The following is a 10,150-nucleotide window of genomic DNA, read 5'->3' on the forward strand; positions in this document are numbered from 1 at the left end:
GTCCATGCGCCCCCCTCACCCAACCCCCGGGGGGTGGGGCTGTTGGTGGGGGGCCGCTTGTGGGTTGTGGGGGCCCGGGTGGGCCCCCCCCACGGACCTTCGGCTAGGGAGCCAGGCGCCAGAAGGGGGAGACGGGGCCGACCCCGGCGCCCAGCGGGTACGACTCGGCGACACAGCGTTCGATGAACCGCTTGCCCTCGGCCACCGCGGTCGGCACGTCCGCGCCCTTCGCCAGCGAGGACGTGATCGCCGAGGCCAGCGTATCCCCGCCGCCGTGTGTGTTTTCCGTGTCGTAGCGCGGTCCGGACAGCGAGATGAACTCCGTGCCGTCGGAGAGCAGGTCGACGCAGTCCTCGGCGTCTTGCATATGTCCGCCCTTGACGAGCACCCACGTCGAACCGAACTCCAGCAACGCCTCCGCCGCCACCCGCTGCGACGCCGCGTCGGACACCGTGACGCCGGTGAGCAGCCGGACCTCGTCGAGATTCGGCGTGATCAGCGTGGCGCGCGGGAACAACTCGGTCCGGATGGCCTCCAGCGCTTCCTCGCGCAGCAGGGCATGCCCGGTCATCGAGGCGGCCACCGGGTCGACGACGAACGGCACATCGGCCGACCGTCCGATGTGGACCTCGTCGAGGGTTTTCGCCACCGCCTGGATGATCTCGGCGGTCGCGAGCATCCCGGTCTTGGCGGCGTTCACGCCCATGTCCGTGGCCACCGCCTTGATCTGCGCGGTGACGACGTCGGCCGAGATCTCGCTGAAACCCTGCACGCCCAACGAGTTCTGCACGGTGACGGCGGTGAGCGCGACCATTCCGTGCACGCCGTTCGCGAAGAACGTGCGCAGATCGGCCTGGATGCCCGCACCACCGCCGGAATCGGATCCGGCGATGGTGAGGGCGGTGCGTGGCGTGGGTGTCACTGACCGACCACGGGCAGGTAGACCTTGCCGCCGTGGTCGGCGAACTCGGCGGACTTCTCCGCCATCCCGGCCTCGATGGCCTCCACAGTGGACAGTCCGTGCTCCTCGGCGTACTTGCGCACGTCCTGGGTGATCCGCATCGAGCAGAACTTCGGCCCGCACATCGAGCAGAAGTGCGCTGTCTTCGCCGGCTCCGCGGGCAGCGTCTCGTCGTGGAACGCCCGCGCGGTGTCCGGGTCCAGCGAGAGGTTGAACTGGTCGTTCCAGCGGAACTCGAAGCGGGCCTTGGAAAGCTCGTCGTCCCACTCCTGCGCGTACTGGTGGCCCTTGGCCAGATCCGCGGCGTGCGCGGCGATCTTGTAGGTGATCACCCCGGTCTTGACGTCGTCGCGGTTGGGTAGGCCGAGGTGTTCCTTCGGCGTGACGTAGCACAGCATCGCCGTGCCGTACCAGCCGATCTGCGCCGCGCCGATGGCGGAGGTGATGTGGTCGTAGGCGGGCGCGATGTCGGTCGCGAGCGGGCCGAGCGTGTAGAACGGCGCCTCGCCGGTGAGTTTCTCCTCCAGCTCGACGTTCTCCTTGATCTTGTGCATCGGCACGTGGCCGGGGCCTTCGATCATCACCTGGACGTCGTGCTCGCGCGCGATGTGCGTCAGCTCGCCCAGCGTTTCCAGCTCGGCGAACTGCGCGCGGTCGTTCGCGTCGGCGATCGAACCCGGGCGCAGGCCGTCACCGAGGGAGAACGTGACGTCGTACTCACGCAGGATCTCGCACAGTTCGGAGAAATGCGTGTACAGGAAGGATTCCTGGTGGTGCGCGAGACACCACGCGGCCATGATCGACCCGCCGCGGCTCACGATGCCGGTGACCCGGCGCGCGGTCAGCGGGATGTAGCGCAGCAGCACGCCGGCGTGCACCGTCATGTAGTCGACGCCCTGCTCGCACTGCTCGATGATCGTCTCGCGGTAGATCTCCCACGAGAGCTTTTCCGGTTCGCCGTTGACCTTTTCCAGCGCCTGGTAGATCGGCACGGTGCCGACCGGGACCGGTGAGTTGCGCAGGATCCATTCGCGGGTCTCGTGGATGCGCTTCCCGGTGGACAGGTCCATGATCGTGTCGGCGCCCCAGCGGGTGGCCCACACCATCTTGTCGACCTCTTCCTCCACAGAGGACCAGACGGCCGAGTTCCCCATGTTGGCGTTGATCTTCACCAGGAAGTTCTTGCCGATGATCATCGGCTCGCTCTCCGGATGCCTGCGGTTGACCGGGATCACCGCGCGGCCGCGCGCGACCTCGTCCCGCACGAATTCGGGAGAGCAGCGCTCACGCGCGGCGATGTACTCCATCTCGCGCGTGACCACCCCGGCCTTGGCCCAGCCGAGCTGCGTGTTGTGTTCGCGCCCGTCGGCCCAGCCAGCCCGCAGCCGGTGAAGTCCACTGTGGACGTCGATATTCGCGTCCGGATCGGTGTACGGGCCCGACGTGTCGTACACGTCGAAGTGTTCCCCGTTCGAGAGATCGATCCGCCGTGCGGGAACCCGGAGGCCGGATTCCGTCTGGTGGTACACCTTCCGTGAGCCGGTGATCGGGCCGGTGGTCACGGTCGGCGTGATGGCGGCATTGTTCTCCAGCGTCGTCAACGACGTTCACTCCCTACGCCGGCATTACCCGGTCAGGTTCATGCGGTCGGCGGCACCGGGTGTCCTGATCGACACCAGCCGCCCTCTCAGCCCGCCATGGCGCGAGCTCCCGCGGTTTTTCAAGGTTGTGCCCCGACCATGCCACGCCGAGCCCGAGTACTCAACCCTGGGGGCTGTGATAGCACGAACGGACCGTTCGCGCCGGAACGCCGATCTTGTCGGTTTCCGGCGGTACCCTGGGCGAACAGTGCAGAGGGAGGTGGGCTCGATGAGCGCCGCTGCTGTGGAATACGACTGGAGCTGGGACGCGCTGCTGCGTGCCTGGCAGGAACTCGACGTGCCGGAGGGCTGGCATGCCGAGATTCTCGAGGGGGGAATAACCATGACGCCGCCGCCCGGCAACGGGCACAACAGGATCGCCGAGAGAGTGCATCGAGCGCTCATCGGCGTACTGCCGTCCGAGTGGGGGGTGTATCAGACGCTCGCGGTGTCCGTGACATCTCTCCGGCGGCTCTTCGAGCCGGACCTCGTCGTTGTTCCGGAGACGGAGCTGTCCGCACTCCCGGATGCGATGCCTGTCCCAGCAGACAGGGCGAAGCTGGCCGTGGAGATCGTCTCGAAGAGCAATGCCAGGACGGATCGTGTGGAAAAACTGCGCGCGTACGCCTTGGCGCCGGTTCCGCTCTATCTCCTGATCGATCGCTTCGCTGAGGCCGGGCCGTTGGTGACCTTGTTCTCCGATCCCGCGGATGGTCACTACCAGTCGTCGCATGGCGTGCCGTTCGGCGGCAAGATCACTATCCCCGAGCCCATCGGGCTGGTGCTCGACACCAAGGAGTTCGACTAGCCGGTTGCCGGTTCACCGGATCGGGTCATGCGCGGGGGAGGGTTTGCGGACAGAATCTCCAGGTGTTCTGTAACGGTGCAGAACCCTGACCTGGGGGTCACTTATGCGCAGAATCCTGCTTCCGGCGTTGGCCGCGATGCTGGTCACGAGCCTGGTCCCGGCCGTGGCGGCGGCGTCCGGCGAGGCGCCGGGCGCGCCCGGCTCGCATCCGAGCTGGCTTCCGGCGAACAAGACGGGCTTCGGTACCGCACGCGAGAAGGCGAGCGACGTGTGGTTCACGCTGCAGGGCGGCCGGATGTCCGAGGTGTACTACCCCGATTTGTCCACGCCGAGCGTCCGCTCGCTGGAGTTCGTCGTCACCGACGGCCGCAGCTTCGCGGTGACCGACTCCTCGGCGCGTACGCAGCGGGTCCGCCGTCTCGACGGCCTGACCTACGAGCAGACCATCATCGACGACCAGCACCGCTGGAGTCTCCGCAAGACGTACGTGACCGATCCGGCGCGGCCCACCGTGCTGGTCGACGTCGATTTCACGTCCCTGACCGGGCAGCCGTACCAGCTCTATGCGGTCGCCGATCCCGACCTGACCAACAACGGCTCCGACGACACCGCCGCTGCTTCGGGAGCGGAACTGATCGCGCACGACACGAGCAATGCGGCCGCGCTCACGGCGGCTCCGGCGTTCACACACACGAGCGTCGGCTACGCGGGAGTGTCCGACGGCGCCACCCAGCTCGCCAAGACGTTCCGCTTGGCGGAGTACGCCACAGCCGCGAAGGGCAACGTCGTGCTCACCGGACAGACCACGGCCGACGGCGTCCGCGCGCGGCACGTCACACTTGCCCTCGGCATGGGCGGCAAGGCTTCGGCAGCGCTGGACAACGCACGCGCCTCGCAACGGCGAGGCTGGCGTGACACCGCCCGCGCCTATGACCAGGGCTGGCGCGGTTACCTCCGGCGAGTCGAGGATGCGCCGTCGTCGTTGCGGACGCGAAACGAGCGCGATCTCTATCAGGCGTCAGTGCTTACGCTCGCCGCGAGCGAGGACAAGCATCATCCCGGCGCGTTCATCGCTTCGCCCAGCATGCCTTGGCGCTTCGGCAACAACGACCCGGAGTGGTCGCCGTCGGGCACCTATCACCTCGTGTGGCCGCGTGACCTCTACCAGATCGCGACCGGCCTCTTCGCCGCCGGCGATCGCGACGCCGCGAACCGTTCGGTGGACTACATGTTCGGCACGCAGCAATTGCCGGATGGGCATCTGCCGCAGAACAGCAACGTCGACGGAAAGCCTTACTGGCCTTCGATCCAGCTCGACGAGACCGCGTTCCCGATCGTGCTGGCCCAGCAACTCGGCCGTACGGACGGGAAAACCTGGCAGGGTGTCCGCAAGGCAGCCGAATTCCTGTTGTCCTACAAGGGATCCAATGGGCTCGCCTCGCCGTACTCGCAGCAGGAACGTTGGGAGGAACAGGACGGCTATTCGCCGTCGACCATCGCCGCGGTCATCGCGGGCCTCGTCTGCGCGGCGGACCTGGCCAAGCACAACGGCGCCGCGGCCGACGCGCAGCGGTACCTCGCGGCGGCCGACAGCTTCAAGGCGAACCTCGCGCGGTGGACGGTGACCACGAACGGACCGCTGTCGAAGGACCCGTATTTCGTCCGGCTGACCAAGGACGGCAACGCGAACGCGGGCACGCGTTACAACCTCGGCAACTCCAGCGTCACCACGGACCAGCGCGCGGTCACCGACGCGGGATTCCTCGACCTCGTCCGGCTCGGCATCTACCGCGCCGATGATCCGGTGATCCGCAACAGCATCAAGGTGACCGACGCGGACATCGCGTTCACGACCCCGACCGGGCAGTTCTGGCACCGCTACACGAAGGACGGCTACGGCGAAAAGCCGGACGGCTCGCCGTGGGACTACACCTTCCCAGCCGAAAGCCGGACCACCTACGGCCGGTTGTGGCCACTGCTCGCCGGTGAACGTGGCGAGTACGACCTCGCGAACGGCGACCCCGCGTCGGCGGCGCGGAGGCTGCGGGACCTCGGGCGCGTGAGCAGTTCGTCGGGCACCATGCCGGAGCAGGTCTGGGACGAGAACGCGCCTTCGGGACAGACCGGCTTCCCCGCGGGCACCCCGACGACGTCGGCCACGCCCTTGGCCTGGACACACGCGCAGTACATCCGCCTGGCCCAGTCCGTCCGCGCCGGTTCCGTCCTCGAACAACCCGCCGTCGTTCGCTGCCACTTCCTGTCCTGCTGATTCCCGGGCCCAAACGCTCTGAAGGCCACCTTGAGGGAACTCAAGTCCCTCAAGGTGGCCTTCAGAGCACGTCGCGTCAGGAGTCGCCGTGGTCCTTCGGCGGCAGCCAGGAGAGGCCGGGGACGCCCCACTTGTTGTGCTTCAGCATCTTCTTCGCGGCGCGCGCGTGCCGCCCGACCAGGCGGTCGAGGTAGATGTAGCCGTCCAGGTGATCGGTCTCGTGCTGCAGGCAGCGCGCGAAGTACCCGGTGCCCTCGACCTCGATCGGATTCCCCTCGACGTCGAAGCCGGTGACCTTCGCCCACGAAGCGCGGCCGGTCGGGTACGACTCACCGGGCGCGGAGAGACAGCCCTCCCAGTCGTTGTCGGGGTCCGGCATGGTCTCCGGGATCTCCGACGTCTCCAGCTTGGGGTTGACGACGACGCCCTTGAACTGATTGCCCTCGTCGTCGTGGCAGTCATAGACGAACAGGCGCAGGTCGAGGCCGATCTGGTTGGCCGCGAGGCCGACCCCCTCGGCGGCGTACATCGTCTCGAACATGTCTTCGGTGAGCGTGCGCAGCTTCTCGTCGAACTCGGTGATCTCCCGAGTCGGGTTGTGCAGCACGGGGTCGCCGGCGATTCGGATGGCATGGACGGTCACGAGGCGGCAGTTTAGTCGGACCCTTCTGGTAGACCTTCCCTAGACCGTGACGCGCCGACGTGGATGCCCACGACGGCCGGTGATTCCGTGGTGTAATGGCGCCGCGGAACCACAGCCCTGTGATTTGCCTAGCACCTCAGTGATTGCGAGGAGTCAGATGGACGCCGCGGAGTCGATGGCTGAGCCGGAACAGCCGTCCCCGCCGGAGCTCGTGGACGGCCTGACCGAACGCGAGATCGACATCCTCGCCTTCGAACGCCAGTGGTGGCGTTACGCGGGGGCGAAGGAACAGGCCATCCGGGAACGGTTCGGGCTGTCCACCACGCGCTACTACCAGGTGCTGAACCAGCTCCTCGAGAAGCAGGCGGCGATCCAGGCCGACCCGATGCTGGTCAAGCGGTTGCGCAAGACCCGCGCGGCCCGCCAGCGCACCCGGGCCGCCCGGAGGCTGGGGTTCGAGCTGCCATGAGTCTGTTTTCGGGACTTTCCCGGCCGCTGAAGGCCGCGGGGCTCGCCCTGATCGGTGTCGCCGTGATCGCCGCGGTCATCGGCGGGGTGTCCGCGCTGACCGGTGGCGAGTCGAACAACACCGCCGCGTCGAGCCCGGCCCCGCCGCCGTCCACTCCGAGCGACGCGGTGCCGCCGACCTCGGGGCCCGCCTCGCCACCGTCGTCCTCGGGCCCGCCCTCGTCGCCGACACCGCCGTCCTCGGCCTCGCCGAGCAGTGGCGCGCCGACCTCCGGGCAGCCGGGCCAGCCCGGCCAGGGCCAGCCGCAGCCGGGGCAGCCGGGCGGTGACCAGCAGGCGTCCAACAAGTGGGTCACCCTGCGCGTCTACAACAACAGCTTGATCAAGGGCCTCGCCGAGCGGGCCGCCGAGGACTTCCGCAAGGCGGGCTGGACCGTTTCCGACGTCAGCAACTATCCGGACGGCGTCATCCCGGAGACCACCGCGTACTTCCGCCCCGGCACCGACGAGGAAGCCGCCGCCAGGCAGCTCGCGAGGGAGTTCGGCATGCGTGCCGAGCCCCGCTTCCCCGGTATCGAGCGCTCCGCCGCCGGTGTCATCGTGATAGTGACGAACAACTACCACTCACCAGGCAAGAGCTGACACTCACGCGCCCGAGTCTCACACTCGGGCGCGTGAGTTCCGTGGTTACTCGCGGGACTTCGCGTAGGCCTCGAGCTCGGCCAGCTGAACGGGGTCCAGCGACGGCCGGACGGTCTTGCGGGCCGTGTCCAGGTGAGCGGCGGTGACCTCGGTGGCCTCCAGCGACTCCCGCATCGCCGTCAGCGCGGCTTCCCTGATCAGCGCGGCGCAGTCCGCGGCCGAATAACCGTCCAGAGTGGACGCGACCTCGGCGAGGTCCACATCGGACGCCAGCGGCGTGTTCCGCGAGCTGGCGGCGAGAATCGCGGCGCGGGCCTCGGCGTCCGGCGGCGGGACGTACACGCGGCGTTCCAAGCGGCCTGGACGCAGCAAAGCCGGGTCCACCAGCTCGGGCCGGTTCGTGGCGCCGAGGACGACGACCTCGCGCATCGGCTCGACGCCGTCCAGTTCGGTCAGCAGCGCGGCGACGACCCGATCCGACACGCCCGAGTCCGACGACTGCCCGCGCCGCGGCGCGAGCGCGTCGATCTCGTCCAGGAAGATCAGCGCGGGCGCGGCCTCGGCGGCGCGGCGGAACAGCTCCCGCACCGCCCGCTCCGACTCGCCGACCCACTTGTCCATCAGCTCGGCGCCCTTGACCGCGAACACGTTGAGCGCGCCCGTTCCGGCCAGCGCCCGCACCAGGAACGTCTTGCCGCCACCGGGCGGTCCGTACAGCAGCACGCCACGTGGTGGCTCGACGCCGAGCCGCGCGAAGGAGTCCGGGTAGCGCAGCGGCCAGAGCACGGCCTCGGTGAGCGACTGCTTGACCTCGGTCATGTCGCCGACGTCGTCCAGCGTCAGCCCGCCGGTGGCGAGATTGTCCGAAGTGGACATCGAAACAGGACGGACGGTGGTCAGCGCGTCCAGCAGATCCTGGTGGGAGATCCGGGGTTCGTCCTCTTCTCGCTGACGCAGCGCGGCTCGCAGCGCCGCGTCCCGGCGCAGTGCGATCAGGTCGGCCGCGACGAATCCCGGTGTGCGTTCCGCGATGGCGCCGAGGTCCACACCGGACTCCAGCGGGACGTCGCGCAGCAGCACCAGCAGCAGTTCCTTGCGGGTCCGCGCGTCCGGCAAGGGCAGGCTCAGCTCGCGGTCGAGCAGGTCCGCCGCCCGCAGCCGCGGATCGGCCGATTCGGCACGCGCGGTGGTCGCGATGACGGCGAGCCCGTCCCGCCGCAAGGCGCCGCGCAATTCCTCCAGCACTACGGTCGCGACCGGCGGCGGCTGCGAAGCGGGCAGCAGCGCGTCGATGTCGGTGATGAGCAGGACGGCCGGGCCTTCGGCCGAGGCGGCCGACGTGATCGCCTCACGCAGCCGCGCGGCGGCGGCGTTCGGCTCCAGCACGGCGATGTTCGGCGCGGCGAGCGAGACCACGCCGACGTTCTCCGCCTGTGCCACCGAGCGCACCATGGTGGCCTTGCCGACGCCCTCCGGCCCGGACAGCAGGACGCCGAGGTGCGCCGTCGTACCCAGCTTGGCCAGCAGTTCCGGCCGGTGGAAGGCCAGATCGAACCATTCGGCGAGCTTGCGCGCCGCCGATTCGACGCCCACCAGGTCGGCGACCGGCGGCACGGTCTCGACGACCTCGGGCAGTGTTTCGTCCTCGACGATCTCCGCTTCGATGTACTCCTCGACCGCGGTCACGGCCGTGCTGCGCACGATCGCGGTCGCCGAGCGGGCCGGGGACGAGGACGTCGCGGCGGGTTCGCCGGTGCGCGCGCCGTCCCGCCAGCTGACCACTGTGGACGGTCCGACCGCGACGGGCCCGGCCGGTTCGGTCGCGGTGACGGTCAGCAGCTCGTTGGTCCAGGTGCCGCCGATCGCCCGCGACAGCTGCCCGCGGACGGCGGAGGCGTCCGAACCCGCCGGGGGCGCGAGGTCCTGGGGGAGCAGCGAAACCGCGTCGCCGACCGTGAGCACCTTGCCGATCAACGCCAGCCGCAGCGTGTGCGGCGGAACCGAAGCGCTGGCCAGCCGCGATCCCGCGACCGTCACGGTCTTCGCCGCGGACACCGCCGCCGGGGCCACTACGATCTCCGCGCCCTCGGACACGCCGAGGTTCGACATCGTGACGTCGTCGGTGAGTACCACCCCCGGCACACCGCCGTCGTCGGCGGGCGCGGCGAGGGCCGCGCTCACCCGCGCGCCGGTGAGGTGCACCGCGTCCCAGGCACGCAGGCCCAGCGCGTCGAGCACCTCGGGGTGCAACCGGACGACGCCGCGGCGCGAATCCAACGCGGACGGGGTGTGCCGGACGGCCAGCGTGATCTGGGGGTCGCTCACACCGATCACCCTAGCGACGCGGACCCGTCCCAGGCGTCGAAGGAGGCGATGTCGGTGACCGGCGGGCGTGCCGCTGGTCACCGCTGGTGCGTCGCGCGGGCGACGGCGGCAGGGCACTGGGTGACGTTGCCGCGGTTGCTCGTCGCTGGGTACGGGAGCGATAGCAAAGGTCCCTTGCTCCGCTTCCCGAGGCGGTCCGAACGCCCCAATGTGGCATTCGGTGCGTTGAGCGCACCCAACGCCACATTGGGGCGCTTGCCCGGGGGCAGCCGACAGGCGGGGTGCGGGGGGTGGGGCGGCACGGTGGGGGTGCGGGGTCCGGAACCAGGGGCGCCTTGTGCCGAGGGACGCCCTCGGTGCGCTCAATTCACCGAGGGCGTCCCGCGGTGTGGCC

8 protein-coding genes and 1 riboswitch are annotated in these 10,150 nt (G+C 69.3%); of the genes, 4 read left to right on the top strand and 4 right to left on the bottom strand.

The features are described from left to right. Window positions 1–103: 103 nt before the first annotated feature. Both thiD and thiC read right to left on the bottom strand, forming a co-directional pair. Complete coding sequence (thiD, locus tag ACFWX1_RS34015) at window positions 104–922, bottom strand: bifunctional hydroxymethylpyrimidine kinase/phosphomethylpyrimidine kinase (protein ID WP_378393865.1); 819 nt, start codon at window positions 920–922, stop codon at window positions 104–106. Further along, a complete protein-coding gene (gene thiC, locus ACFWX1_RS34020) occupies window positions 919–2,562 on the bottom strand; it encodes a phosphomethylpyrimidine synthase ThiC (RefSeq protein ID WP_378393866.1) in 1,644 nt (547 codons plus the stop codon). Before thiC ends, thiD begins: the two co-directional genes overlap by 4 nt. Further along, window positions 2,556–2,685: riboswitch (TPP riboswitch) on the bottom strand. (Overlaps the previous gene by 7 nt.) A 145-nt stretch (window positions 2,686–2,830) precedes the next feature. Here thiC and ACFWX1_RS34025 point away from each other — a divergent pair. Beyond that, window positions 2,831–3,409 carry a Uma2 family endonuclease gene (locus ACFWX1_RS34025; RefSeq protein ID WP_378393867.1) on the top strand — a complete coding sequence of 193 codons (579 nt, stop codon included), beginning with the start codon at window positions 2,831–2,833 and terminating at the stop codon, window positions 3,407–3,409. Window positions 3,410–3,512: 103 nt separating this feature from the next. After that, a complete protein-coding gene (locus tag ACFWX1_RS34030) occupies window positions 3,513–5,678 on the top strand; it encodes a glycoside hydrolase family 15 protein (RefSeq protein ID WP_378393868.1) in 2,166 nt (721 codons plus the stop codon). A gap of 76 nt (window positions 5,679–5,754) precedes the next feature. Here ACFWX1_RS34030 and ACFWX1_RS34035 read toward each other — a convergent pair whose 3' ends face one another. Then, window positions 5,755–6,321 carry a peptide deformylase gene (locus tag ACFWX1_RS34035; protein WP_378393869.1) on the bottom strand — a complete coding sequence of 189 codons (567 nt, stop codon included), beginning with the start codon at window positions 6,319–6,321 and terminating at the stop codon, window positions 5,755–5,757. Between the two features lie 157 nt (window positions 6,322–6,478). Here ACFWX1_RS34035 and ACFWX1_RS34040 point away from each other — a divergent pair, with 157 nt between their 5' ends. Further along, window positions 6,479–6,790 (top strand): DUF3263 domain-containing protein, encoded by a 312-nt coding sequence (locus ACFWX1_RS34040; protein ID WP_378328817.1) that lies wholly within the window; start codon window positions 6,479–6,481, stop codon window positions 6,788–6,790. Then, window positions 6,787–7,431, top strand: coding sequence for a LytR C-terminal domain-containing protein (locus ACFWX1_RS34045; RefSeq protein ID WP_378393870.1), 645 nt, complete (start codon window positions 6,787–6,789; stop codon window positions 7,429–7,431). Before ACFWX1_RS34040 ends, ACFWX1_RS34045 begins: the two co-directional genes overlap by 4 nt. Before the next feature lie 45 nt (window positions 7,432–7,476). Here ACFWX1_RS34045 and ACFWX1_RS34050 read toward each other — a convergent pair whose 3' ends face one another. Next, the gene (locus ACFWX1_RS34050) at window positions 7,477–9,756 is read right to left on the bottom strand and encodes an AAA family ATPase (protein ID WP_378393871.1); all 2,280 of its coding nucleotides are present in this window, start codon (window positions 9,754–9,756) and stop codon (window positions 7,477–7,479) included. Between the last annotated feature and the right edge of the window lie 394 nt (window positions 9,757–10,150).

Origin of the sequence: Amycolatopsis sp. NPDC059021, assembly GCF_042739895.1 — a bacterium.
GTDB lineage: Bacteria > Actinomycetota > Actinomycetes > Mycobacteriales > Pseudonocardiaceae > Amycolatopsis.